The organism is Rhizobium sp. 007 (assembly GCF_015353075.1).
Classification (GTDB): Bacteria; Pseudomonadota; Alphaproteobacteria; order Rhizobiales; family Rhizobiaceae; genus Rhizobium.
In genome coordinates this window covers 4211888-4237344 of record NZ_CP064187.1, presented here as the reverse complement: position 1 = coordinate 4237344, position 25457 = coordinate 4211888, and the positions used below count along the sequence as shown (strand labels likewise).

Genomic DNA, 25457 nt, shown 5'->3' with positions numbered 1-25457 from the left:
CGTGCCACTTTCGCGGCCGCAAGGGGACAAATGCATGAGCGTTAGGAACAACGGCGACTTCCGCGAACGGATCCGTCAGAATTTTACCCGCCAGGCGGCAATGGAAACGATCGGCGCCGAGCTGACGCGCGTCGAGCACGGCGTGGTGGAGATCGAACTTCCCTTCGACGTCAAGCTCACGCAACAGCATGGCATTCTTCATGCCGGCATCATTTCGGCAGCTCTCGACAGCGCCTGCGGCTTTGCCGCCTACAGTGTCATCGACGCCGATGCCTCGATCCTGACGATCGAATTCAAGGTCAACCTGATGTCGCCTGGGCGCGGCGAGCGCTTCCTGTTTCGCGGCGAGATCACCAAACCAGGCTCCAATATCATCGTCGCCGACGGGCGCGGCTATGCGATCGGCGACGGACCGGCCAAGCTGATCGCCTCCATGACGGGAACGATGATGGTCGTTCGCGGCAGAGAGGGAATCACGGGATGAAATTTGAACTGAAGCCGGTCGCCGGCAAGTCCATCCTCTTCGTCATGGCGGCGGAAGCCGAATATGGCCCCTTCCTGCGCTCCCGTTTCGAACCGCTGATGACAGGCGTCGGTCCGGTCGAGGCGGCGGTCGCGATGACGAAGACGCTTTCCCGGCTCGATCAGGCCGACGACCTGCCGCAGCTTGTCGTCTCTCTCGGCTCGGCAGGTTCCGCGACGCTTGAGCAGACAGAAGTCTATCAGGTTTCTTCCGTTTCCTACCGCGACATGGATGCGTCGCCGCTTGGTTTCGAGAAGGGCCACACACCCTTCCTCGATCTTCCAGCGGTCATCGATCTGCCGCTCCGCATTCCCGGTATTCCTGAGGCCAGCCTTTCCACCGGTGGCAACGTCATTTCGGGGTCGGCCTACAGGAATATCGCTGCCGACATGGTGGACATGGAAACATTCGCGATTCTGCGCGCCTGCCAGGGCTATAAGCTGCCGCTGATCGGCCTTCGCGGAATCTCCGACGGCGCTGAAGAACTGCAGCACATTTCCGGCTGGACGGAGTATCTGCACGTGATTGATCGCAAGCTCTCCTATGCCGTCGATAGCCTATTCACCGCGCTCGAGGATGGTGTTTTCTGGTTCTGAAACCCTCTAAAGCAGGGACAATCAAGACAATAAAATCCCGGCTCGGCCGATTTCCTGGATTGCCAGGACGGGTGCTTTTCATTAAAGGCTCGCCATGACCCAGACAGCACATCCCGACAGCGTCCTCATCGTCGATTTCGGCAGCCAGGTGACCCAGCTGATCGCACGCCGCGTGCGCGAGGCGGGTGTGTACTGCGAGATCGTTCCCTTCCAGTCCGCCGAAGAGGGCTTCAAGCGCCTTCAGCCGAGGGCCGTAATCCTGTCCGGCAGCCCGGCTTCGACGGTCGATGAAGGTTCGCCCCGCGCACCGCAGATCATCTTCGACAGCGGCCTGCCGGTCTTCGGTATCTGCTACGGCCAACAGACGATGTGCATGCAGCTCGGCGGCAAGGTCGAGAGCGGCCATCACCGCGAATTCGGCCGCGCTTTCCTGGACGTCGACAAGGACTGCCCGCTGTTCGAAGGGCTGTGGTCGAAGGGTTCGCGCCATCAGGTCTGGATGAGTCACGGCGACCGCGTCACGGCGCTGCCGGAAGGCTTCGAGGTCGTCGCGACCTCCTCCAACGCGCCATATGCTTTCATCGCCGACGAAAAGCGCAAATATTACGGCGTGCAGTTCCATCCGGAAGTCGTGCATACCCCGGACGGCGCGAAGCTTATCGGCAACTTCATTCACAACATCGCCGGTATCAAGGGCGACTGGTCGATGTCGGCCTATCGCCAGAAGGCGGTCGAGCAAATCCGCCAGCAGGTCGGCGACAAGCGCGTCATTTGCGCGCTTTCCGGCGGCGTCGATAGCTCGGTCGCAGCTCTCCTCATTCATGAAGCCGTCGGCGACCAACTCACCTGCATCCTGGTCGATCATGGCCTGATGCGCAAAGACGAGGCAGCGAGCGTCGTTGCGATGTTCCGCGAGCATTACAATCTACACTTGCTACATGTCGATGCCTCGGACAGGTTCATCGGCGAGCTCGAAGGCGTCAGCGATCCGGAGACCAAGCGAAAGATCATCGGGCGCTTGTTCATCGAGACCTTCGAGGAAGAAGCCAAGAAGCTCGGCGGCGCCGATTTCCTGGGCCAGGGCACTCTCTATCCGGATGTGATCGAAAGCGTATCCTTCACCGGTGGCCCATCGGTTACTATCAAGTCGCACCACAATGTCGGCGGTTTGCCGGAGCGCATGAACATGCAGCTCGTCGAGCCGCTGCGTGAGCTCTTCAAGGACGAAGTGCGCGCACTCGGCAAGGAGCTCGGCCTGCCCGATAGCTTCATCGGCCGCCATCCCTTCCCAGGCCCGGGGCTCGCAATTCGCTGCCCGGGCGGCATCACTCGCGAGAAGCTCGACATCCTGCGCGAAGCCGATGCCATCTATCTCGACGAAATCCGTAAAGCAGGTCTCTACGATGCGATCTGGCAGGCCTTCGCGGTGCTGCTTCCGGTCCAGACCGTCGGCGTCATGGGCGACGGGCGCACCTACGAATTCGTCTGCGCGCTTCGCGCCGTCACCTCGGTCGACGGCATGACGGCGGATTTCTATCACTATGACATGGAATTCCTCGGCCGCGCCGCAACCCGCATTATCAACGAAGTGCGCGGCATCAACCGTGTGGTTTACGACGTGACTTCGAAGCCGCCCGGCACGATCGAGTGGGAATGATTCAGGCCTATCCGAACCCCGCCTAATTTACGCCATGGTGCGACGTAAGCCACTGAAAATAAAAATAAATCATGTCGATAACGATCGACAGCTATCGGTGGGTGGAGTTTGGCACTGGCGGTCCATCTGACGGACCTCGGGCATATTGCTTAGCCGCATTTTTAAAAGTACCGTCACGGGCAATGAGGCTCGTAGTGAGGAGATAGAAAACAATAGATCGCGAACGGTGGAAGCCCTCACGGTGATCAATCGGGAAATAGAGGGCTATGGCGTGCACATAGGACGGTGACGTCGTCATTGAACTAGGTGCCGCACAGGTGCGTGGATCACGGAAATCGGGATCTGATGAAGCACCGGACTACGGCAACGGCGCCGCTTTTTGTAAACGCGACTCCCTTCAAAATCCGGTTCCGCAAGGAGTGTCGGTTCGATTCCGACCACCCGCACCATCCTTCAAAATCAGGCCGAAACTCGGCGAAGTGGGGCAGCAGAGCGGCTATGGGTCGTCGTCCACGATCGACGGAGACCCGATACCACGTCATGAGTTCAGCCTGCTGGTGAAGCGTGAACTCGCAATGCGGGCCGCGAAATTTTGCTCAAACCCCCATCGCCTTAGATTGACCGCAGGCCCGCGGTCGGGCGGTGAGCGCGGCCTCGGAACCGGACATGCCGCGCACATCTGTGCGGCGGCCCGTGGTACGATCCTGACCAAAGCGAGGCTGCACGTCGGTCGGGGGGAACGGCCTCTGGCTGTGCCGCGAGTGCGGCGACATGGTCGATAAGGACAGCGGTGGCTTCGGGGTCGCCCAGTATCCCAGACAGGGGCACGTCCCGCGAGGTGCGGAGCAGGTTCGCAATACTCAATCAGCAATTCGGTGAGGACCCGTATCTTCCGTGCGGGATCCTGACCTGGCGGGCGGATGACATATGCACCTGCCGGGGGTGGTGGATAGTGCGTCATGACCGGCACAAGCGCACCGGAGGCTATATATTCATGGGTAAGGCAATCGGGCAGGTAAGCGATCCCGAGTCCTGCTGCCGCGGCGGCGACTAGAGCAGTGCCGTTGTCGGCTTTAAAGCGCCCCTGCGGACGAACCGTGATGATCTTGTCGCCATCCATGAGTTGCCAGGCTTCGGTGCCCTGCATGAGGGCCTCATGAGCGACGAGTTCCTCCGGCGTCTCGGGCGACCCATGCGCCTTGATGTAGTCCGGGCTCGCGACGAGCTTCCCGTAGATCGGGCCGACACGTCTTGCGATCAAATTAGAGTCCTGAAGATAGCCTACCCGTATCGCACAATCATAACCCTCTGTGATGAGATCGACGAAGCGATCACTGTAGCAGGTGTGGATTTGGAGCTGGGGGTGGCGTCGCGCCATTTCCGCGAGGATGGGAGCGAAGTGAGTCGGGCCGAAAGAAAGCGGCACTGCAACTCGCAAGCGGCCGCGAAGGTCACCGGCGGGTAGGATCGTTTCCCTGGCCACGTCGATCTCGGCGCAGACTCTTGCTGCATAGTCTCGGAACGTGGCCCCTGCTTCCGTGAGAGCGGCGCCCCGGGTGGTCCGTGCAAGAAGCTGGACACCAAGTTCCGCTTCAAGCCGGAAGAGCCGTCGACTGACGATTGACTTGGAGACGCCGAGCCGGAGCGCAGCAGGCGAAACTCCCCCAGCATCAGCAACTTCTACGAAGGTCTGCAGCTCTTCGATGTCCAATTCAGCGTTCCCCATTTCGCGACACAGCTTGCCACAAAAGGCTACTACCGCATCATGCACGGGAACGGCAAGACTGCTTCCAGGCAACGTCGCCCCTGGCGCATGTCTCCCGGAAAAACCAATGCCGCTCACACGGCAGCAAAGGATGTAACAATGACCTTTCGTAATGGCCTTGCTTCGCTTCTTCGTCCCGAAGATTCGGTACTCGTCCTCATCGACCACCAGCCCTACCAGCTTGCCAACCTCAACAGCCACGACCCGCATGCGGTGGTCAACAACTCGACGGCGCTGGCGAAGGCCGCCAAGGCGTTCGGCGTCCCCACCATCCTGACGAGCGTCGTCGCCGAACGGGGCGGCCCCATCTTCCCTCACATCACCGACGTGTTTCCCGGCCAGGAGGTCATCGACCGGACGTTCATCAACACCTGGGAAGACAGGAAGGTCGTGGACGCGGTCAAGGCGACCGGCCGCAAGCAGCTCATCATCGCCGGCCTGTGGACCGAGATCTGCGTCGCGATGCCGGTGATCCAGGCGCTGGGCGAAGGCTGGGATGTCACGGTCATCACTGACGCCTCGGGCGGCACGTCGGTCGAAGCGCACGAGGTCGCCATCCAGCGCATGATCGCGGCCGGCGCGAACATGATGACCTGGCTGGCGCTGGCATCGGAGTGGCAGCGCGACTGGGCGCGCACCGAGCACGCCGGCGAGCTGACGGAAGTGCTCAAGCAGCACGCCGCTGGCAGCGGCATCGCGTACCTGTGGGAGCAGCAGTTGCTTAACACGCCGGTGCCGAGCACCGCGGGCTGATCTGGGCGGGGGTGCAGAGGTTTTCGAGCGACGCGTTGCGAAAAAGCGGATCGCTTATCGAACCTCGTCACCCCCTCTCAATAGGAAGGCCGTCCATGCCTGGATGCACGCGGTCGGCATGATCAACGACCACGAGCCGCGCTGCTTGAGTCACGCGGAGGCCCGCGGCCAAACGCGCCTTAGGCCGACCTAGCGAATTGCTTCAGCGTCGGATTCAGTGGGCTCTGGACGCGCATGGTGCAGAACTCCGTTAGCCATTGCCCGCGACTGCAGCCGGCTCAGCCGGGCAATCCATCGCCCCAGAGAAAGGACCATAAAAATGTCGGCGGATCGTTTCGCCACCGGATTGGAAATGGATGTCTCCTATCCGAACTTCCAAGTCAGTCTGACGCTACTATCAGTTACGCAATTGAGGTTCGAGATCAAGGAAGGGCCATTTACTCGGACCGAGATCGTCGATATTCAAAGTCTTACCACTCGGCAACAGCATCTTCGCTGTAAGCTGGTAGGAGAAGGACCGTGCGACAGTCACGAATATTCAAGACTATGATCGCGGCCTGATCTACTCGTACGCAACGCTTCCTGGCGACAGTTTCTGCGAATGACCGGGACATTTGCGGTCACTCGCCCTGCTGATCGAGTTTTCGATGATCGTCCCCAGCGCAACAAGGCGCTGGTGCTCGAGGCGATGACCTCACTGTTCTAGCGGTATGATGCGTCGGCAGTGGAACGCCTCTACGCTCCAGATTACATCCAACACAATCCCAACATTCCCCAGGGTCGCGACGCGTTGCAAGCGCTCGTCGCTGACCTATCGCCGGCCGTCTACTACGAGCCCGGCCTGATCGTCGCTGAAGGCGATTTCGTTGCCATCCACGGCCGCATCCGCGGCTGGGCAGACGAATCGCAGGTGGTGATCGATCTCTTTCGGGTTGAGGGCGGCAAGCTAGCTGAGCATTGCGAGTCGGTGCCGATGAGAACACAACATGAACACGCGAGCGTGGCTATGCTCATCTAGCACGCCCCCGCAGCGGGTTAACGATATCGATCCCCTCGAAATCCCTTTCATTGTCAGTGACAACCACGCATTCATTGGCCTCGGCTATGGCTGCAATGATGGTGTCGAGGCCGCTCCGGGGGCGGCCTTTGGTCTTTCCGTCCGCCATCAGTCGCGCCCACACTAAGCCAGCCTTCTCATCGAAAGGGAGGATACGACTGGCAAAAAGGGCCTGTGGACCTTCGGCGCCGGAGAACCATACCTCCAGCTGTTCGCGTTTCTTGCCAGCAGGTTTCTCGAGGATGCCGCGACGGATTTCGGCGACGGTTAGCGAGGAGATGAATAGGTCTGTATCGGTTTGGTCAGCCATCCACGCCAGCAGGGCTTCTGACGGCGCGGGTTTGGTGACATTGCTGAGGATGTTTGTGTCGAGCAGATAACGCATTAAAGATCGACCTTGCGGCCTTCTTCGCGCGGGCGAGTCAGGTCGAGGTCAGCGCCGACCAGAGGGGAGCGGCGGAGCGCCGCGAGAATTCCGCCTCTCTTGGGTGGCTCTCCAGTGATAGTCTGATTAACGGCAGCACGGAGCCTTGACGCCTCCGGACCATCCTCGGCCAAGCGACGTGCCAACGACCGGATGAGATCACGATCAGCATCGCGACCAAGCACCTCGAAACGGGCGAGTCCACGCTCGCTTAGACGAGACCTATAGTTCTGGATCGCACGCTTCTGAGAGCTGCCCATGGTGACCTCCTGCCGATTTCCAGTAATATAGCCAGAAAAGGCGGTTGCCACAAGGTGGGTAGAGAGAACAGCTGCCGCGGGCGATATGGCGCTCCGACTAGTTCGCGGCAGTCTTTCCCTGCCTTGCCAGGTAGATGATTTGGGCTGTCAAGCCGACTACGAGAATAGCCAACAGCCCCCCTTGAGCGCCGAGAAGCAGCGGCGATTTCAAGTTGGTAACCAAGGGGTGGCCGTCCGGAACACGGCGCAGGGTCTCGCTAACGGTCGGCACCATCAAAAGAAACGCACTCAGGCTCAGACAGATGGTTTCAATGTATCTGGCTATGCGCGCTGAACCCAGAATGCATTCGATTCCGTAACCTGCAAGCAGGAGCAGGATGGTCAGGGTGCCGATGCCGTAGCTGACCGGCTGATGTGCCACGAGGAAGACCGTTGCGGCGCCGATAAGCATGGAAACAAAATAGGCGGCGCCCAGCGTGGATCGGGGAACGATTCGACCATGACGGGCAAACATGTAAAAGGCCACAGGAATGGCTGGCAGGCTACCGAGTGTATGGATCCAGCCGAGCGGAGAAATTCCGAACATGAGAGATTGCCTTTCTCATCCAAAGGGACGGGGTTGGTCGAGCAAGCAGACTGCCGCTGACAAAATCTGCGAGCGTAGCGTTGTCTATCTATTAGTCGGTAGGTCGTGATCATGCGTCCACCTCCCTGGGAAAGTTCCAATATTTAGGCGGCGATGCGCTTCAGCAAGGGATGGGTTATTGCGCCAAAAGTCGTGGCATCGCCGTAGGCGCGCGCTGAAAGCATCGCGCCATGCACGATGGCCATGAACATTTCAGCGTTGGCCTTGGCGGTCCCGGTCAGCGCGAGTCGGCCTTGTGCGGCGCCACGCTCCAGCACGGAGGTGAGCCAGTCCGAGAGCCTTCGAAAATGCGCGCGCACTTCAAGAACGACTGCTTCGGGAAGAACCGGAATCTCGCTGGCGAGCAACGCGCAGACGCAGAAGGGGTGAGTCTCGTCAGCGATACACCCCTCCCAATAGCCGACATAAGCGCGAAGTTGTTCAAGCGGATCGGAGACATTTCGTTCCAGTTCGGCGATCCCGGCTTCAGCCTCCTCCCGGTACTGTGCAACCAGTTTGCGGACCAGATCTGATTTGCTGGGAAAATGGTGGTGAATGCTCGCATTGCGAATGCCGACCACACTGGAAATATCGGCGTAGCTAAAACTGTTGTAGCCGCCCCTGATAATTAGGGAGCGCGCACAGCGAAGAATCTCATCAGCCTTGGTCGGTGGGTTTCTCATGATTGATGCCTACCAACTAGTAGGAAGAATGTCAACTCGAAGCGGTTAGCCGTACCTTTCCTGCCATGAGTGGCGAGATGGCTACCGGCAAGGTGCTGTGCGCAAGCCTGAAATGGGCGCTGAGGCGGCGGATCTGGCCGCGTTTCTGACGCCCGAGGAGCTCTCGACGCCCGGTGACGGGAAGCTCGGCGTCGCCTAGGCCGCGTGCACAAATTCTGTCGCCTGGATCAGCAATGGCTCAATAACTCTGGTAGCGCGAAGCCCTGACCAAAAGCCGCCGTTCCGGAATCGACCCGATTGCGGACCTGATGCGTCGGCGCAGTCCGTCGAACCAGCCGCCCGCGATTAAGCAGGAACGTACGTCAACCTAATCACATCCTCGCCAACGGGATCGGTGGAAACAAGGCGGAGCGGCGGCCGCGGGCCGGCGAAGAATGGCGTGCCGCGACCAAGCACGACGGGATGGAAGTAAAGTCGATACTCGTCAATAAGTCCAATGTCGGTCAGGCTTCGTGCTAGGTCTGGCCCGGAAACCGCAATCTCCCCAACTAGCCGAGCCTTCAGACCACGTATCACCCCCTCGATGCCATCCTCGACAAGTGTGGCGTTGGGGCCGACCGACTTCAACGAGCGCGACACGACCCACTTCGGTTGGCGCCGCCACGCCGCCGCGAACTCATGTTGCTCCGCACTCCACTCAGGATGGTCTTGGTCCCAATAACGCATGATCTCGTACATGCGGCGGCCGTACACACTGCCGGTCAGGCCGTGCACGTGCTCTATCCAGTGACGAAAGAGCGCGGGACCTGCCCGCATTTTAAGGTGGTCGACATAACCGTCCAGGGACTGGTTCATTCCAAAGATGAGTTTCGCCATGCTACAAACCTCCACGCCAGGCTCTTAAGAATAGCTTGAACACCTCGAACGGCCACACCCCAGGAAGAGGTGCTTGACGATACGACGTAGGAGACAGTTCTTTGAGAAGCACAATCAATGGGTTACGGTGCTTGCAAATAATGGAGTGGGAATGATTTTTATCCCCACTGACTACAATCCCAGGGATTGCTGCGCCGGCTGCGGCGGCGCAAGTCGGACGCCTTCCAGTTCCAGCATCCTGAGCTTGGAATTCGAGCCGCCCGGCGCTGAAAACCCGCCGATCTTGCCACCTGCGGCAAGCACCCGGTGGCACGGGATGATGAGGGCAACCGGGTTCTTTGCCATCGCCCGACCCACGTCCTTCGCCGCTTCCGGGCCGGCGCCAAGTTCCTTCGCCAACGCGCCGTAGGTGGTCGTTCGGCCCCAGCCGACGCGGCGCGCAGCAGCATAAATGTCCTTGAAGAACGCATCCTGCCCCTCAAGGTCGAGCTTTACGCCTGAAAAATCTGTTTCTTTGCCGTTGAAGTAACGCTTTACCGCAGCGATCGCCTCGGCAACCTCAGGCGTCGGGGTACCCGATTCGGCTGCCGGAAGGCGGCGCAGCAGAAGTCGCTCCGTCGCGTCAGCGGCTTTTGTCGGCAGCTGGAAACGTGTGATGCCGATCTCGTTCCAGGCAATTCCGCAGAAACCACCAACCGTTTCGAAGATCAGATATTGGTGCGCTTTCTCAGCCATGAAATCGCCTCCGTGCTTCACTTGAACCCTAAAATCGTACGGCCGGACCTCGAGTTCCACCCGTTTCTTGCAACAGTTTGCCATTTCGCACAGCCTTGGCCAAGATCAGAATTTTGTTCGTGCGATTTTGCCTGACCGCCAGCCGGCGAGAGCGAACATGAGCATATCGGCCCGTGACCACTGATCGGACAGCAGGAAAATAGCGAAATGCCTCTTGCTTCAAACGAAGTGCGTCATCTGCCGCCTTGCACTTGCCCGCCGGACTCGCATAAAGCTCCGTTAAGCAGAATTTGCGGAGTGACGTAGCGTGGATATTTCCGAAATCATCATTCCGGGCGACACACCCGGCATCGAGTGGCGTCTGCCGGTTTTTCGGTTCAAGGGCAACGACCCGGCCGCACCGAAGGTTTATATCCAGGCGGCGCTCCATGCCGACGAACTCCCGGGCACAGCACTTCTGCATTTTCTCTGCGGGACGCTGCGTGATGCAGAAAGTGCCGACAGCATTGCGGGCGACATCACAATCGTACCCCAGGCCAATCCGATTGGTGCAGCACAGTCGCATTTCGGCGAGCTTCAGGGCCGTTTCGATCTCGGCTCGCGGACCAATTTCAACCGGGATTTCCCGCTGATTTCTCTGCGGGACCGCGACAACCTGATCGACGATCTCGATCGTTACCCGGCAATCGACCGGCTAAAGCGGCAGCTGATGCATATGGCGCTTGGCGCCGATCTCGTGCTCGATCTGCATTGCGACGACGAATCCCTGCAATATGCCTACATCGACGAGGCGTTCTGGCCGGAGGCGAGCGACCTTGCCGCGGCCTTGGTGATGGACGCGGTGCTCCTTTCCGATGGCGAGAGCTCGGCCTTCGAGGAGGCAATCAGCTTTGCCTGGAAATATGCAGTGCCTGGCGAGAAGCGCACCCGTCTGCCCGGCAAGCTTTCCGTCACCTTGGAACTTCGCGGCAAACGCGATGTCTATCCGGATATGGCCAAAGCGGATGCAGAAGGGCTATGGCGCTTCCTCACTGCACGCGAGATCATCAGAGACGAGAGTGTATTGCCAAGCACGTTCGCCGGTCCAGCCGTGCCGCTGGACAATATCGAGATGATCCGCTCGCCGGAGTCCGGCACGGTCCTCTTTCATCGCAGCATCGGTGAAGTGGTTGCCGAAGGCGACCTGCTGGCAACGATCATCACGCGTCCCGGCATGGCGGACGGCAGCATCCAAGTTCGCGCGCCGCAAGCCGGCCTTGTCGTCACCCGCGTTTCCGACCGCCTGGTACGCCGGCGCGCGGACCTGATGAAGATCGCCTGCAGCCAGCCCAGCAGCGTGGTGCGCAAAGCCGGAACCCTCGAGGATTAATATGACTGCCATCATTTATGGTATCAAGAACTGCGACACGATGAAGAAGGCGCGCGCCTGGCTGGAAGAGCATGGTGTTGCCTATGATTTTCACGACTACAAGGCCGTGGGTATCGACCGCGCCCATCTGGAGCAATGGGTCGACAAAGCCGGATGGGAAACCGTGCTCAACCGCGCCGGAACGACCTTCCGCAAACTGCCGGACGCCGCCCGCGAAAACCTCACGCGGGAGAAGGCGATCGCCCTGATGCTCGGCCAGCCGTCGATGATCAAACGGCCGGTTCTGGAAGCAGGCGGCAAGCTGCTGGTCGGCTTCAAGCCTGAGAGCTACGGGGCGGAATTCGAAAAATAATATGTCCAAGACGACGCGCGCCACGCAGGTTCTTGCCAAAGCCGGTGTCAGTTTCACGGTGCATCGCTACGACTATGATCCGGATGCCGAACGCGTCGGCCTCCAGGCCGCCCAAGCGCTCGGCGAAAAGCCGCATCGCGTGCTGAAGACGCTGATGGCGGAAGTGGACGGCAAGCCAGTCTGTGTCGTCGTGCCCTCCGATCGCGACGTCAGCATGAAGAAGCTTGCCAGCGCCTTCGGCGGCAAGACGGCAAACATGATGAAGCCTGCCGATGCCGAGCGGCTGACCGGATATCATGTCGGCGGCATCAGCCCGTTCGGCCAGAAAAAGCTGGTTCCGACGGCGCTGGAGGAGGCCACGCTCACTGAGCCTCTGGTTTACATGAACGGCGGTCAACGCGGACTGCAGGTGCGCCTTGCGCCGAAGGAGGCGCTCACGACGCTGAATGCCAAAGCTGCCTCGCTCATCGCTTAGGCGGAAAATCGCGCTAGCAGATTCACGAGCGCCGTGGCGGCTGGTTCGTCAAGCTTCGAGCCGACATGGACCTCGATCGCCTTGGAATAAACGGTCCACATGCGTTCGCGAAGCGCCCGGCCGGCCGGCGTAATGACAACCCATCGGCCGCGCCCGTCTTCGGCGAACGTCTCGCGGCTGACGAGCTCCTCGCGTTCGAGCCGGTCGATCAACCGCGAGAGATTGTATTGCGCGAGCAGCGTCCGCTCTTCGATTTCGAAGGGGCGCAGTTTGCCTTCCTCCGCGCGCGCCAACTCCCAGAGCACATCATACCAGCCAAGCGGCGGCAGGCCGGCTTTCTTGAGGTCGCTCTCGATTTCCCGCAGCAGGCGCTGCTGAGCACGCATGATGGCGATCCACGCCTGCGTAGTTGTCTCGGATCGCGGTTTTTTGCCCATATAGATGCAATTACATTTACCTTGACGAAGGAGCAAGATAAATTATATGCATTTACATCTATCATGGGAAACTGACGAACATGAACACAGATAAATCCATCCTCTATGCAACTGCCCTGCTACGGATCAGCCTCGGCACGATGTACCTCGCCCACAGCATCGTCCTGAAACTGATGACATTCGGACTGATGGGGACCGCCGGATATTTTACGTCGATCGGCTTGCCGGGCTGGCTGGCCTACCTCACCTTTGCGGCCGAAGCGGTCGGCGGGGCGCTCTTGGTTCTCGGCATTCAGAGCCGCATCGCCGCCTTGGCGCTCGTACCGGCCCTTGCCGGCGCGATCATCTGGGCGCATGGCGCGAACGGCTGGGTCTTTACTGCGCCCGGCGGCGGCTGGGAATATCCGCTCTATCTGATCGTGCTTTCGATCGCCCAGGCCATGCTCGGAGACGGCGCCTTCGCGCTTCGCCCTTCGCAACCGCTTGCACCTGCAAAAGCCTCTTAAGGGAATATGCCATGCAAAAGCTTACCCTCATCTCGCACCACCTGTGCCCTTATGTGCAGCGGGCTGCGATTGCCCTTGGTGAGAAGGGTGCGGCCTTCGAGCGCGTTTTCATCGATCTCGATGACAAGCCGGACTGGTTTTTGAAGATTTCTCCGCTCGGCAAGGTTCCGCTTCTGCTGATCGAGGAAGACGGGCGGCAGGTCGCCCTCTTCGAGAGTGCGGCAATATGCGAATACATCGACGAAACGCAACCCGGGCCGAGGCTTCATCCCCAAGATGCCCTGACACGCGCCCGGCATCGCGGATGGATGGAGTTCGGCTCGTCGATCCTTGCCGATCTCTGGATGTACGAAACGACTAGCGACCGGCGGGTGCTGGAGACCAAACGAACGGTCCTTGCATCGAAATTCCTTATCATCGAAACCGAGCTTTCCGGCGGACCACTTTTCGTCGGGAAGAACTTCAGCCTCGTGGATGCCGTCTTCGCACCGATCTTCCGATACTTCGATGTCTTCGACACAATCAGCGACAGCCACATCTTTGATGGCCTGGAAAAGGTGAAGGGTTGGCGAAGCACGCTTGTGCAGCGGCCGAGTGTTAGGCAAGCCGCCGCTACCGATTATCACGAGCGGCTCATCGCGTTCCTTGAGAAACATCAGTCGGCATTGCTTGAACAGGCGGCTGCCTAAGATCGGGTGGTCTCTTGCGGCCCTGCATTTTCACGCTGGCGAGCTTCATTTTCGCCGTAAAGGGGTCTAAGTCTGGCATCTTCAGAGAGTCGATTTCAGGAGGTAGCCGGCCATGACGTTCATGCCCCAGAGCCAGAATTCCGTCGATCCGATCAAGCTGGAAAAGCTCGCCGAGGTCGCCGTCCAGGTAGGCCTGCAGCTTCAAAGGGGTCAGGATCTGGTAATGACCGCGCCGATTGTCGCAATGCCGCTGGTTCGCTTGATCACCAACCACGCCTACATGGCCGGCGCGGGGCTTGTTACGACTTTCTACTCGGACGAAGAAACGACGCTTGCCCGCTATCAATACGGCAGCGACGAAGGCTTCGACCGTGCCTCCGGCTGGCTCTACGAAGGTATGGCAAAGGCATATCAAAACGGTGCGGCACGCCTTGCAATTGCCGGCGACAATCCAATGCTGCTTTCCGAACAGGACCCCGGCAAGGTCGGCCGCGCGAACCGGGCGAATTCCACTGCCTACAAACCAGCGCTCGAAAAGATCTCGAATTTCGACATTAACTGGAACATCGTTGCCTATCCGAATCCCTCCTGGGCGAAGGTCGTGTTTGCCGACGATCCAGAGCCGATTGCGGTCGCGAAACTGGCAAAGGCAATCTTTGCCGCCTCGCGCGTCGATCTCGACGATCCGGTCTCAGCCTGGAGGGAGCACAATACGAACCTTGCCACCCGCTCATCCTGGCTGAACGGTCAGCGCTTCGCAGCACTGCATTTCAAGGGACCGGGTACCGACCTGACCGTTGGCCTTGCCGACGGTCATGAGTGGCATGGCGGCGCCTCCGTCGCCAAGAACGGCGTTACCTGCAACCCGAACATCCCGACCGAAGAGGTCTTCACGACCCCGCACGCGCTGCGCGTCGAGGGCCATGTCTCAAGCACCAAGCCGCTCTCGCACCAGGGCACGCTGATAGACAACATCCAGGTTCGTTTCGAAGAAGGCCGGATTGTCGAGGCCAAGGCTTCGCGTGGCGCGGAGGTATTGAACAAGGTGCTCGATACCGACGACGGCGCGCGCCGCCTCGGCGAAGTGGCGCTCGTGCCGCATTCATCACCGATCTCGGCGAGCGGTATCCTGTACTACAATACGCTTTTTGATGAAAACGCCTCGTGCCATATCGCGCTCGGACAATGCTACTCGAAGTGCTTCCTCGACGGCGCAAAGCTCAACCAGGACCAGATCAAGGCGCAGGGCGGAAATTCCAGCCTTATCCATATCGATTGGATGATCGGTTCCGACAAAGTGGATATCGATGGCATCAAGCCGGACGGCTCGCGGGTTCCGGTGATGCGGCAGGGAGAATGGGCCTGACGGGCGCCATCGCTCTCTGGCTGATCCAGACGCTCGCCAGCACAAGCAGGAAACCGAAGAGCTGCACAGGCGTCAAGCTCTGGCCAAGCGCCAGCCAACCGAGAAACGTCGCCACGAGCGGGCTCAAAAAGCCAAGCGACGCGGCCGCCGCTGGCTCGATCTTCGACAGGCCGCGGATCCATAGGACATAGGTGAAGGCCGCGCCAATCAGTCCGAGATAGGCCATGCCCAGCACATTTGCAGTTGTCGGCATCGGAAGAGCCGGCTCGAACATCAGCGCGACTGGCACGAGCAAAAGCCCACCAGCCGTCAGTTGCCATGCCGTGAAGGCGAGGTTCGAGACCGGCGGTGTCCAACGGCGCGTCAGCACCGTGCCGAAAGCCATTGATACGGCGCCCGCGAGACCGGCGGCAACGCCGACCGGATCGAGCGCAGCCTTGGGTGTCAACACCAACAGCGCGACGCCAGCCATTCCGCCCAAACCGGCAACGACGGCAAGAAGCTTAATCGGCTTGCCAAGAAAGAGGCGCGATAACGCGATAACGATCAGAGGCTGAATAGCCCCGACCGTCGCGGCGACACCGCCTGGAAGCCGGTAAGCCGAAACGAAAAGCATTGCCCAGAAGAACGAGAAATTCAGCGCGCCGAGGATGAAGACCCTCCCCCACCAGATACCAAACGGCAAGCGACGGATGGTGGCGAGCAAGAGGAGACCGGCAGGCAAAGCGCGCAGCATTGCAACGGTCAGCGGATAGCCGGCAGGCAGGAAGGCGGTCGTGACGAAATAGGTGCTGCCCCAGATGGCGGGCGCAATGGCCGTCATCAGGACATCGGCTGCATATGCGCTATTTTTCTTCATATCAAGAATCTCTATTTCAAGATAAATTCAACATAACAGCATTTATCTTGACGTCAAGATATATCGTGCTATCGCTTGTTTATCGAAGGAATGAAGAAGCAATGGACCGCGTCGATAAAATCCTGTCCCAATGGCAATGTGAGCGGCCGGACCTCGATGTCGAAGCCATGGGTATCCTGGGGCGCCTGAAACGGCTGACGACACATCTCGGACGCGAGATAGAGCAAGTCCTGCTGCAGCACGGGCTCTCGACATCCGCCTTCGACGTGCTTGCAACGCTGCGGCGTTCCGGAAAACCCTATCGCCTCTCGCCTGGCGATCTGCTGGCGATGACGATGGTGAGCTCCGGTACGATGACCAACCGCATCGACCAGCTCGAGAAAGCAGGTTTCGTCGAACGCGTTCTCAACCCCGACGACCGGCGAAGCGTGCTGATTGCATTGACGGAGAATGGTTTTGCGGCCGTCGAGACCGCGGTCGGTGCCCACGTCGCCAATCAGCAGCGGCTTATCGAAAACCTCAGCGATGAAGACAAGGCAGCGCTCGATGCGCTGCTGCGCAAGTTCCTCGCGAAATTCGAATAGTCAGATCGCGCTCAACGCCTTGCGCACGCGATCAAGATGAGCTTGGCGTTTGGTGGCCGTCGCGCGATCCATGTCGTGCAGGCTGAGCATTCGAAAATTGAGGCCCTTGGAGCAGAAATTCGCAATGCCGCGCTTCAGTAGCCGGCGCACCGGATCGCCCATGTAGAGATGAACCAGCCACCATGGCGAGCCCGTCGTCGTCAGAGCCCAAAGCAGCTTAATATTTGTCAGCTGCGGAACGATCCGCCCGCCGGCCGTATCATGCGAGAAGGCAACACTGGGCGCGAAGACCCGATCGAAGAACCCCTTGAGGATCGCCGGAAAATTGAACCACCATTGCGGAAAGACGAGGATCAATCCATCGGCCGCCTTCAACCGCTCCACAATCTTTGAGACGCCGGAGGTGTCATAGGGGATGTCGAAGTAGCCGCCGCGCTCGGCCTTCGTGAGGCGAGGGTCGAAATCCTCGGCGTAGAGATCGAGCAGATCAACCGCATGACCAGCTTCTGCCAGAGCTTCACTCGCAGTCTTTGCAACAGCGGCAGCAAAACTCTCGTTAAGCGGATGGGCGAGCACCAGCAGGATACGCATCGGTCCCCCTAGAACAGGCTACCCTGCTTCGGCGGCATGGTGGGCTCTTCAGCCTTCGGCAAGCGTTTCTTCGGTGGCGCACCGCCTTCGGTTGTCACGGCGCCGACGCGGCCGTCGGCAAACTCGATCGAAATGCCCACGCCGGCCGAAAGAGCCGCGGCCTGCGAGACCGGCCGGTTCTCATCGTCGCGGATGACTGCATAACCGCGCTTCAGAACGTTCTTGTAGGAAAGCGACTGCAATACGCGGTCCTGTGCCGAAAGCTCGCCCCTTGCCCGTGTCAACTGATGGCGGACAGCGGTATCGGCGTGACGGCACAGGTTTGCCAGATGGTCGCGCATGCGTGCCGTCTGCGTCTTCAGCCGCGCCGGCAAGGACCCAAAGACGGCATCGGCCCGCCCGACACGGGACCTGGAGCGATCGATCAGTCGCTCCACCGTGCGCTCGGCGCGCGTCATCCGCTCGGCAAGCATCTGGCGGCGCTCGGCAATGCGGTTCGAAAGAACGTCCGGCCTCAGATGCGATGCGGTACGCTCGAAGCTCCGGCGCTTATTGATGGTGTTGAGCTCCAGCCCGCGACCAAGACCTGCGGCCGCTTCATCAAAGCGTCGGCGCGGCAGCGCCAGCAACTGATCGAGGGACGGCAGCGCTCGCATCAATGCCCGAACGGACTGCATCCTGTGATCCATCTGCCGGCTCATGCAGCCTTGCAGGCGGGCCGAAAGCGCAGAAACCTGGGCGTCCAGTTCGGCTTTGACGGGAACGGCCATTTCCGCAGCCCCCGTCGGCGTCGGCGCGCGCACATCGGCCGCATAGTCAATCAGCGTCCAGTCAGTTTCGTGGCCAACCGCCGAGATAAGCGGAACTTCACTTTCAGCAGCGGCGCGCACGACAATCTCGTCATTGAAGCTCCAGAGATCTTCCAGGCTGCCGCCACCACGCGCGACGATCAGCACATCAGGCCTCGGCATTTCGCCGCCCGGCTGGAAGCCGTTGAAACCGCGGATGGCATTGGCCACCTCCTCGCCTGAACCATCTCCCTGCACCTTGACAGGCCAGACGATGACATGGACTGGAAAACGATCGGAAATGCGGTGCAGGATATCGCGAATGACGGCGCCCGTTGGCGACGTGACGACGCCGACGACCCTCGGCATGAACGGCAGCCGCCTCTTGCGCGCCGCGTCGAAAAGACCCTCAGCACCAAGCTTGCGCTTGCGCTCCTCGATCAACGCCATCAGCGCGCCCGCACCCGCGGGCTCCAGCGTTTCAATGACGATCTGGTATTTCGACGAGCCAGGAAAGGTCGTCACCTTGCCGGTGGCGATCACCTCCATGCCTTCTTCCGGCCGGAACCTTAGCCGCGAGAACGTGCCTTTCCAGATGACGGCGTCGATACGCGCGCGATCGTCCTTCAGCGAGAAATAGGCATGCCCCGATGAATGCGGGCCGCGATAGCCGGAAATTTCGCCACGCACCCGGACCTGGTCGAAAGCAGTCTCGACCGTGCGCTTGATCGATCCCGAAAGTTCGGAGACCGAATATTCAGTCAGGTTGGTGGGCGAATCGGTGTCGAAGACATTGCTCATCCTTCCTTTCTAGCGAAAGCGGAGGGAAAGATCAGTAGAGCATCGGGTTAGCGCTCAATTTTCCGGCTTGAAGAGAAAGAACTGCACCCCAACGCCCGCGGCCTTGGGAAGCGGTTGGAGGTAGGACGGCACATTGCCCTTCGCCAATTGAGAATAAAGACCCTCCGGCTTCAGTTTTGCGAACTGCATCGTCGGATAATCGTCGGGACAGAAAGCCAAAACATGAACGTCCGCCCCCCTCAGGAAGGCCTCTGCATCCTTCGGTTCCGAGAGGCCGATATGCATTTCGGTCAGCATACCCCGGGGATTGCGATGATAAGGTGCGGTCAGGACATGCTGGCTCGTAAAGCGGAGGATCGGCACGCCGAGTTCAGATGAGGCCGCCACCATGCCGACAGGCATCGCATTCAGCGGCGCAAGAGCCTCTCTTGAGATACACGAAGGCTTGTTTTCCTTGTCTTTCGCTTCGTTCTTGTCTTCCTCCGTTTGCCTCTGCAGCTCAACGAAGGCTCCAGCAACGGCCCAAACAGCAGGTACGCTGGCAAGCACAAGCATGATGTAACAGAATGCGACAGCGACATTTTCGCGATCGCTGTTCGATATACGGCGGATATCGACAATCAGCAGCGCGAGCGGCAGGGTAGCGATCAGGTTTGCAAAGGGTGCCCCGCGCACCTGCATGAGGCCGATGGCCCAGCAGAGGACGAGCAGGAAAAGCAGGATGGCGTGAATCCGCACCCTGTCGCGATAGAGGATTCGGAATGCGCTGACAGCAATGCCCAAAAGACCGGCTGCGTAAAAGGCACCGACGCCGAAAGGCTCGTCGCGGATCATGTCGAGCATGGAGCGCGCTTCTGAAATATTGTTCAGCCACAGCTCAACGAGCATTGGATCGAGATCGTCAAGCGGATTATGCAGGCATTGGGGCGCGATCACCATGGCCGAAACTGCAACAGCGATGCCGATACCACCGAGTGCAGCGAAGCGTCCTATTCTCGACGCGCGGCTTGCGAAAACAGCCGCAACGGAAAGCATCCCACCGCCGATCGCAGCGAGGCCGTAAAAACCAAGCGAAAAATTATCGCAGGTCACGGTCGAATAAAGCCGGGGCGGCATGGTCGAGAAGAACAGAATACTGACGGCCAGCGTGAGCGTCAGCCCGAATGCTTTGGCAGCCTTCTGAAAGGCTTGCCCCACCCAAGCCCAATGAAGAGCGACAACGAGGCAAACCGTTGCGACGAAAGGTGTTGTCTCGACCCCAATGGCGATCGCGAGAGCCGCCATCGAGGCTGCAACGATATAGCTCCAGGCCTGATGCTCCTCATCGAGAAGCATTGCCGTCATCATCGCGACAAGCCCGATCTGCACGTTGTGATGATCGATCGCACCCGGAACGAAACGGTTGCTGGTCCATACGCCTAGTGCGGTCATCACCAGAGAGACATGCATGGCAGGCACACCGCCGATGCGGCGGCCCGCAATCGCCATCGCAAGCATGAGAGGGATAACGAGTGAGACGGGCCAGATCGCGAGCGCCACGGCCTCGGCCTGCTCGCCCGCCAGAAACAAACCGAAGAATTTGATGAGCCCTGCGATTGGCAAATCGATCAGCCGCGACCAGTGCATCAGCGTGCCATCAACGCCCAGCCGGTATTGGGTCAAATCGAACCAGCTCTGCCCGGAGAGAAAATCCCTTACTTCGACGAGCCGCATGCCGTCGTCATTGTCAGGACCGACATAGTCTTTCGTCCCGATCAGCTTCACGGGCAAAATGCACGCGATCAGCACCGCGCTATAAAGCGACACGGACGGCCACAGACGCGTGAGAAGCATGCGGACAGCGGCAAGCGACACGATGGGCGGCGAAGATTTAGAAGCTGAATTGCCGGTCATTCCTGCGGCGTTCGCCATTCCTGTTGTCCCGTCCTAAGCTGCGCGAACTTTAGCTTTTGCAGATCAAGAAAGTGTAAAGCGTCCGGATGGCTGCCGATTCGTCCCGCGTTATAGGGTCTTATTAACGCTGCATGTTTTAGACTGCGCGCCAATTGTGAATGGCGAGTGGCATCATGACACGATCGCAGACCAAAACGCTAAACATCGCTGTGCTGCTTCCGTGCTACAACGAAGCGGCCACGATCGGTGCAGTCGTCCGCGGCTTCAAAGCGGCACTGCCGCAAGCGCAGATTCATGTCTACGACAACAATTCGACAGACGGCACCGCGCTCCATGCGATGCTGGCCGGCGCCGCTGTCGTGCGCGAACGGCGCCAGGGTAAGGGCCATGTCGTGCGCCGCATGTTCGCCGATATCGACGCCGACATCTATCTGATGGCGGATGGCGACGGCACTTATGCGCCGGAAGACGGCGAAGAGCTGATCCGCACGCTGCTGACCGAACGCGCCGACATGGTGGTCGGAACACGGCGCGGCGTTCATTCCGACGCCGGGCGCAACGGGCATGCTTTCGGCAACCGCATCTTCAACATTCTCTACCGCACGATCTTCGGTCCGGACTTCACCGATATTTTCTCAGGCTACCGGGCCTTCTCGCGCCGTTTCGTCAAGAGCTTCCCGGCCGTTTCCGCCGGTTTCGAGATCGAGACCGAAATGTCCGTCCACGCCTCTCGGCTCAAGCTGCCGGTCGCCGAGCTGGAACTCGATTACGGCCGCCGCCCGGAAGGTTCGCACTCGAAACTCTCGACCTTGAAGGACGGCGGCAAAATTCTCTGGATGTTCGCCATGCTCATGAAGGAAACGCGGCCCTTTGCCTTCTTCGGCCTCATCAGCGCGTTCTTCATGCTGTCGAGCATGGCTTTCATGGCGCCTGTGCTGGCGGAATACTTCGAAACCGGGCTTGTCAACCGCATGCCGACATGGGTTCTCTCCATGGCGCTGATGATGATCTCCTTCATGGTCTTTACCGCGGGTCTGATCCTTGATTCCGTCGCACGCTCGCGTGCCGAGCAGCTTCGCATTCATTACCTCAACGTCGCCGCGCCGAGCCAGGGTTTAGCGCCGGAAAAGTCCATTGAAACCGCGCGAGGTGGCAGGACCACGCGTATCGCATAGTTGCTTCCGCTCAAAGGTGACGCCCTTTCCATGAACAGAGAAACCACAAACCGTATTCGTTTCGTGCTGGAAGATATCCTGCCGCCGTTTGTCCGTGATTCCGGTGCGTTTCGCTGGGCTGCACGGCGCGTCTGGGGCGACCACATCACGCACTTGGCGAAATTTCGCGAGCGAGCACCGTTTCTTTCGGCAGAGGAATATGCCGAGCTTTACCGCAAGCATCCCCGTGTTCACGAAGGCACGGACAATTCTGCGGCCTGCATCAGCCGCATCCTCGGATCGATCGCGGGAAAGAGCGTCTGCGATATCGGCTGCGGCACGGGTGCGCTGCTCCGCAGCATCCAGGCGACGCATCCTGGGCTCAACCGCCTTACAGGCGTCGACTTCGTAATTGAAGACGCATCACGGCTGCCTGGCATCGAATATGTCGCGGCCAAGGTCGAAAACCTCCCCTTTGCAAACGCGGAATTCGACACGGTCATCTGCACGCATGTGATCGAGCATATTCTCGACTACCGGCAAGCGATTGCGGAACTGCGCCGGATTGCAAAACGCCGCCTGATCATCGTTGTGCCGAGGGAACGCGAATACCGCTACACGTTCAATCCGCACTTCAACTTCTTCCCTTACACGCACTCCTTCCTGAGAGCTGTTCACCCAGTGCCTCCAGCCTTTGTCTGCGAGGATATCGGTCGCGACATCTTCTATTCGGAAGAAAGAGGTGCAGCGGATTGAAGGACGGTTCGATGCTTTCCACTTTTTCGACCGCAACATGGATTGGGCTTATCGGCACGCCAATGCTGATTGCCTCGGGCCAGGTGCTGTTCAAGCTGGCGAGCGCAGCTACAGGCGAGCTCAGTGTCCGCAATATTCTTGCTCTGCTTCTCAATCCGGTGTTGCTTGCAGCGCTACTCCTTTACGGTCTCGGAACGATCATCTGGATTTACGTCCTGAAAGCCGTCCCGCTGACGATTGCTTACTCCTTTATGGGATTGACCTTCTGTTTCGTGCCTTTGCTGGCGCAGGTCTTTCTTGGGGAAGCCCTCACTGTTCGCTACGCCATTGGCGCGGCTTTCATCATTGCTGGCATGCTCGCGATCAATGGCTGACGCCTCTCTCAATCGAAGCGGGTCGCTTCTGCGCTTTGCCGCATTGTCGCTGCTTGGACTGGCGGCCGAAACGCTACTCTTCCATTTGCTGCTGAAGGTGGTGCAAGGCCCGCTTTTGACGCGGGCAGTGAGCCTTGTTGCAATCCTTGGCATTATGCTCGCTTTGCTGCGACGCATCGATTTCACGACGGGCGGTCGGCTGTCGGTCGGCCGCGCAGGGATCGTCGCCATCGTGCTGATTGCGGCGATCTTGAATTATGGTCTCTACGCCACGCTCATAACGGTATTGCCGTCGCTGCAGCCGTTGGCGGCAATGGTTCTCGCCTCCGCCTCTACCCTGTGTTTTGCAATTTTCGGCTACATCCGTTTCGCATTTCGCGAATAATCAAACAGGCTCCCAGCCGTCCTTCTCACTGGCGCGGTAGATCGCGTCGATCACCTTTTGGTTCAGCTTCGAGCTTTCGAGCGTGACGACCTCTTCCTTCTCGCCCTTGGCAGCGCGGGCGAAAGCTTCTGCTTCACATTTGTATTGGCGGCTGTCCTGGAAGCGGAAGATGGTCGACTCGTTGTGGCTGCGGTTGGCGAGTTCCAGTTCCTCCGGCCCCCAGCGGTCGGCGTTGAAAGGCGATTTCACCTCGATATAGCCTTCCGTGCCGTGGAACACCATGACCTGGCGGTTTGCCATCTGGGTGGAGATGTAGAAGCTCAGCTCGAAATCGCCGAAGTCGGCCTTCACGCTCGAATAGATATCGGTGCCGAATTCCGGGTCACGTTCGGTGACGGCCTGGATGCGCAGTGGTTCCTTGCCCGTCGAAAAGCGCGTGCTGATCGTCGGATAGACGCCGATATCGGGCAGGCCGCCGCCGCCAAGTTCGGGAATGTTGCGCATGTTGCCGGGATCGCGATTGAAATAGGTAAAGGCACCTTGGACATGGCGAAGCTTGCCGATCGCGCCGTCGGCGATCAGCGAGCGGACCTTTCGCCAGACCGGCGCGTAGGTCACCATATAGGCTTCGGAAATCAGGACCTTGCTGCGATCACGCGCAGCGATGAGGCTGTCGATCTCGCCGGCATTGAGCGCGATCGGTTTTTCGCAAAGGACGTGCTTGCCGGCGTCTGCCGCCTTGATGGTCCATTCGACATGCTGCGACGTCGGCAGCGGAATGTAGACGGCGTCGATCACGTCGGAGGCGAGCATCTCCTCATAGGAGCCGAAGGCATGCGGCACGGAAAAGCGGTCGGCCATCTCGCGCGCCTTTTTCAGATCGCGGCTGGCAATCGCGGTGACGACGCAGTTTTCCGCGTCCTGAATGGCCGGAACGACGAGTTCACGGCCGATCTTTGCCGTCGAAATAATACCGAAACGGAGCATGGCTTAGCCTCCCAGAGCTTGAATGGGTGCAACCTTATTCAGGGGTGGCGGGTGACGCAATGGCGTGCGCGCAAATCACGAAAGTTTGGCTTTCCTCTGCCGGAACCTGCGCTAGTTTACTTTCGGCGACGCTCTGCCGCATCCGTACTTTCAATCAAATCAGCAATTTAGGAAAGCGCCATGGAAATGCGCCGGCTCGGAAAAACAGGTCTTTCAATCTCGCCCATCGTCTTCGGCGGCAATGTCTTCGCATGGACGGCCGACGAGAAAACGTCCTTTGATATTCTCGATGCATTCTTCTACGCAGGTCTCAATACCATCGACACGGCCGACGTCTATTCATCCTGGGTGCCCGGCAACAAAGGCGGCGATTCAGAGGAGATCATCGGCAAGTGGCTGAAGAACGGAAAGGTCTCCCGCGACAGGGCGGTCATCATCACCAAGGTCGGCTCCGACATGGGCCAAGGCAAGTCGCTGAAAGAGCAATATATCCTCAAGGCCGTGGAGGATTCGCTCCGCCGCCTGCAGACGGATTACATCGACCTCTACCTCTCCCACTGGCCCGACGAAAATACACCCTATGAAGAAACGCTCGGCGCCTTCGCCAAGCTGAAGCAGCAGGGAAAAATCCGAGCGATCGGCTGCTCCAATCTCGATGCCGGCCAGCTTCAGGCATCCTTCGATGCCGCCGAGAAGGCTGGCGTTCCTCGCTACGATGTGCTGCAACCCGAATATAATCTTTATGAGCGATCGAGCTTCGAAGGCCAGCTTGCCGATCTTTGCGTGAAGGAAGATATCGGTGTCATCACCTATTTCAGCCTCGCAGCCGGCTTTCTCTCCGGTAAGTACCGCAGCAAGGCCGATACGCAGGGCAGGGCCCGCAAAGATAGGGTCGCGAAATACCTCGATGCTAAGGGCATGCGCATTCTCGCCGCACTCGATCAGATTTCCGCCGAAACGAGCGCGAAACCTGCCGAGATCTCGCTCGCCTGGCTGCTCAACAAGAAAGGCGTGACGGCACCGATCGCCAGTGCTACCAGCACCTCACAGCTCGATAGCCTGGTGAAGGCGGCGGAGCTTGAGCTTTCTGATGAAGCAATGAGACTGCTCGACAGGGCAGGCGCCTGAGGGGATGAC

General features: G+C 59.4%; 28 protein-coding genes and 2 pseudogenes. 17 read left to right on the top strand and 13 right to left on the bottom strand.

Annotated features, from left to right (window positions below; translation table 11 throughout):
* The first annotated feature begins 34 nt into the window (after positions 1-34).
* From ISN39_RS20675 to guaA, 3 genes are all read left to right on the top strand, one after another.
* Positions 35-484, top strand: coding sequence for a PaaI family thioesterase (locus ISN39_RS20675; RefSeq protein WP_074066358.1), 450 nt, complete (start codon positions 35-37; stop codon positions 482-484).
* A complete protein-coding gene (locus tag ISN39_RS20670) occupies positions 481-1119 on the top strand; it encodes a 5'-methylthioadenosine/S-adenosylhomocysteine nucleosidase (RefSeq protein WP_194728712.1) in 639 nt (212 codons plus the stop codon). Before ISN39_RS20675 ends, ISN39_RS20670 begins: the two co-directional genes overlap by 4 nt.
* Positions 1120-1213: 94 nt before the next feature.
* Positions 1214-2776 (top strand): glutamine-hydrolyzing GMP synthase, encoded by a 1563-nt coding sequence (gene guaA, locus ISN39_RS20665; RefSeq protein ID WP_074066356.1) that lies wholly within the window; start codon positions 1214-1216, stop codon positions 2774-2776.
* Positions 2777-3617: 841 nt separating this feature from the next.
* On the opposite strand, the pseudogene ISN39_RS20660 reads toward guaA, so the two are convergent.
* A pseudogene (locus ISN39_RS20660) lies at positions 3618-4487 on the bottom strand (LysR family transcriptional regulator); the annotation flags it as partial.
* Between the two features lie 153 nt (positions 4488-4640).
* On the opposite strand from ISN39_RS20660, the gene ISN39_RS20655 reads away from it, so the two are divergent.
* Both ISN39_RS20655 and ISN39_RS20650 read left to right on the top strand, forming a co-directional pair.
* Positions 4641-5294 (top strand): hydrolase, encoded by a 654-nt coding sequence (locus ISN39_RS20655; RefSeq protein WP_194728711.1) that lies wholly within the window; start codon positions 4641-4643, stop codon positions 5292-5294.
* Positions 5295-6015: 721 nt separating this feature from the next.
* A pseudogene (locus ISN39_RS20650) lies at positions 6016-6312 on the top strand (nuclear transport factor 2 family protein); the annotation flags it as partial.
* Here ISN39_RS20650 and ISN39_RS20645 read toward each other — a convergent pair.
* From ISN39_RS20645 to ISN39_RS20620, 6 genes are all read right to left on the bottom strand, one after another.
* Positions 6305-6736, bottom strand: coding sequence for a type II toxin-antitoxin system VapC family toxin (locus ISN39_RS20645; RefSeq protein WP_194728709.1), 432 nt, complete (start codon positions 6734-6736; stop codon positions 6305-6307). The pseudogene ISN39_RS20650 and the gene ISN39_RS20645 sit on opposite strands and share 8 nt — an antisense overlap.
* Positions 6736-7035, bottom strand: a complete 300-nt coding sequence (locus ISN39_RS20640) for a hypothetical protein (RefSeq protein WP_194728708.1) — start codon at positions 7033-7035, stop codon at positions 6736-6738. Before ISN39_RS20640 ends, ISN39_RS20645 begins: the two co-directional genes overlap by 1 nt.
* Positions 7036-7132: 97 nt before the next feature.
* Positions 7133-7621, bottom strand: a complete 489-nt coding sequence (locus ISN39_RS20635) for a hypothetical protein (protein WP_194728707.1) — start codon at positions 7619-7621, stop codon at positions 7133-7135.
* Positions 7622-7764: 143 nt separating this feature from the next.
* Positions 7765-8343, bottom strand: coding sequence for a TetR/AcrR family transcriptional regulator (locus ISN39_RS20630; protein WP_194728706.1), 579 nt, complete (start codon positions 8341-8343; stop codon positions 7765-7767).
* A gap of 345 nt (positions 8344-8688) precedes the next feature.
* Positions 8689-9219, bottom strand: a complete 531-nt coding sequence (locus ISN39_RS20625) for a dihydrofolate reductase family protein (RefSeq protein ID WP_194728705.1) — start codon at positions 9217-9219, stop codon at positions 8689-8691.
* Between the two features lie 171 nt (positions 9220-9390).
* On the bottom strand, positions 9391-9954 hold the full coding sequence (locus ISN39_RS20620; protein ID WP_194728704.1) for a methylated-DNA--[protein]-cysteine S-methyltransferase: 564 nt from the start codon (positions 9952-9954) through the stop codon (positions 9391-9393).
* 307 nt (positions 9955-10261) lie between these two features.
* On the opposite strand from ISN39_RS20620, the gene ISN39_RS20615 reads away from it, so the two are divergent.
* From ISN39_RS20615 to ybaK, 3 genes are read left to right on the top strand one after another with little or no spacing between them, the layout of a single operon-like run.
* Positions 10262-11323, top strand: a complete 1062-nt coding sequence (locus tag ISN39_RS20615; RefSeq protein WP_194728703.1) for a succinylglutamate desuccinylase/aspartoacylase family protein — start codon at positions 10262-10264, stop codon at positions 11321-11323.
* A gap of 1 nt (position 11324) precedes the next feature.
* Positions 11325-11675 carry an ArsC family reductase gene (locus tag ISN39_RS20610; protein WP_194728702.1) on the top strand — a complete coding sequence of 117 codons (351 nt, stop codon included), beginning with the start codon at positions 11325-11327 and terminating at the stop codon, positions 11673-11675.
* A gap of 1 nt (position 11676) precedes the next feature.
* Positions 11677-12150, top strand: a complete 474-nt coding sequence (ybaK, locus tag ISN39_RS20605) for a Cys-tRNA(Pro) deacylase (protein ID WP_194728701.1) — start codon at positions 11677-11679, stop codon at positions 12148-12150.
* Here the strand turns inward: ybaK and ISN39_RS20600 are convergent.
* Positions 12147-12587: a MarR family winged helix-turn-helix transcriptional regulator gene (locus tag ISN39_RS20600; RefSeq protein ID WP_194728700.1), complete on the bottom strand. Its 441-nt coding sequence runs from the start codon at positions 12585-12587 to the stop codon at positions 12147-12149. The genes ybaK and ISN39_RS20600 overlap by 4 nt on opposite strands.
* Positions 12588-12667: 80 nt before the next feature.
* Between ISN39_RS20600 and ISN39_RS20595 the strand changes: the two genes are divergently transcribed.
* The 3 genes from ISN39_RS20595 (at position 12668) to ISN39_RS20585 (ending at position 15148) form a co-directional block, all read left to right on the top strand.
* Entirely contained in the window at positions 12668-13093 is a 426-nt protein-coding gene (locus tag ISN39_RS20595) for a DoxX family protein (protein WP_194728699.1), read from the top strand.
* Between the two features lie 11 nt (positions 13094-13104).
* Entirely contained in the window at positions 13105-13782 is a 678-nt protein-coding gene (locus ISN39_RS20590; RefSeq protein WP_074066321.1) for a glutathione S-transferase family protein, read from the top strand.
* Positions 13783-13894: 112 nt separating this feature from the next.
* A complete protein-coding gene (locus ISN39_RS20585) occupies positions 13895-15148 on the top strand; it encodes an aminopeptidase (RefSeq protein ID WP_194728698.1) in 1254 nt (417 codons plus the stop codon).
* Here ISN39_RS20585 and ISN39_RS20580 read toward each other — a convergent pair.
* Positions 15096-16007 (bottom strand): EamA family transporter, encoded by a 912-nt coding sequence (locus ISN39_RS20580; RefSeq protein WP_194728697.1) that lies wholly within the window; start codon positions 16005-16007, stop codon positions 15096-15098. The two genes, ISN39_RS20585 and ISN39_RS20580, sit on opposite strands and share 53 nt — an antisense overlap.
* Before the next feature lie 101 nt (positions 16008-16108).
* On the opposite strand from ISN39_RS20580, the gene ISN39_RS20575 reads away from it, so the two are divergent.
* Positions 16109-16591, top strand: a complete 483-nt coding sequence (locus ISN39_RS20575; protein ID WP_074066318.1) for a MarR family transcriptional regulator — start codon at positions 16109-16111, stop codon at positions 16589-16591.
* Here the strand turns inward: ISN39_RS20575 and ISN39_RS20570 are convergent, their stop codons facing one another.
* The 3 genes from ISN39_RS20570 to ISN39_RS20560 are packed head-to-tail and all read right to left on the bottom strand — an operon-like array spanning position 16592 to position 20664.
* On the bottom strand, positions 16592-17182 hold the full coding sequence (locus ISN39_RS20570; protein ID WP_194728696.1) for an NAD(P)H-dependent oxidoreductase: 591 nt from the start codon (positions 17180-17182) through the stop codon (positions 16592-16594).
* Positions 17183-17190: 8 nt separating this feature from the next.
* Positions 17191-18771 carry an exodeoxyribonuclease VII large subunit gene (gene xseA, locus ISN39_RS20565; protein ID WP_194728695.1) on the bottom strand — a complete coding sequence of 527 codons (1581 nt, stop codon included), beginning with the start codon at positions 18769-18771 and terminating at the stop codon, positions 17191-17193.
* 54 nt (positions 18772-18825) lie between these two features.
* Positions 18826-20664, bottom strand: coding sequence for a hypothetical protein (locus ISN39_RS20560; protein WP_194730269.1), 1839 nt, complete (start codon positions 20662-20664; stop codon positions 18826-18828).
* A 173-nt stretch (positions 20665-20837) separates the two neighbouring features.
* Here ISN39_RS20560 and ISN39_RS20555 point away from each other — a divergent pair, with 173 nt between their 5' ends.
* The 4 genes from ISN39_RS20555 to ISN39_RS20540 are packed head-to-tail and all read left to right on the top strand — an operon-like array spanning position 20838 to position 23333.
* Positions 20838-21839, top strand: a complete 1002-nt coding sequence (locus tag ISN39_RS20555; protein ID WP_348651961.1) for a glycosyltransferase — start codon at positions 20838-20840, stop codon at positions 21837-21839.
* 30 nt (positions 21840-21869) lie between these two features.
* Positions 21870-22574: a class I SAM-dependent methyltransferase gene (locus tag ISN39_RS20550; RefSeq protein ID WP_194728694.1), complete on the top strand. Its 705-nt coding sequence runs from the start codon at positions 21870-21872 to the stop codon at positions 22572-22574.
* Between the two features lie 11 nt (positions 22575-22585).
* Positions 22586-22948, top strand: a complete 363-nt coding sequence (locus ISN39_RS20545; protein WP_194728693.1) for a transporter — start codon at positions 22586-22588, stop codon at positions 22946-22948.
* A complete protein-coding gene (locus tag ISN39_RS20540) occupies positions 22941-23333 on the top strand; it encodes a GtrA family protein (protein ID WP_194728692.1) in 393 nt (130 codons plus the stop codon). The genes ISN39_RS20545 and ISN39_RS20540 overlap by 8 nt, the downstream gene beginning before the upstream one ends.
* Here ISN39_RS20540 and ISN39_RS20535 read toward each other — a convergent pair whose 3' ends face one another.
* Positions 23334-24320, bottom strand: coding sequence for a Gfo/Idh/MocA family oxidoreductase (locus tag ISN39_RS20535; RefSeq protein WP_194728691.1), 987 nt, complete (start codon positions 24318-24320; stop codon positions 23334-23336).
* Between the two features lie 180 nt (positions 24321-24500).
* On the opposite strand from ISN39_RS20535, the gene ISN39_RS20530 reads away from it, so the two are divergent.
* Positions 24501-25448: an aldo/keto reductase gene (locus ISN39_RS20530; protein WP_194728690.1), complete on the top strand. Its 948-nt coding sequence runs from the start codon at positions 24501-24503 to the stop codon at positions 25446-25448.
* Positions 25449-25457 lie beyond the last annotated feature (9 nt).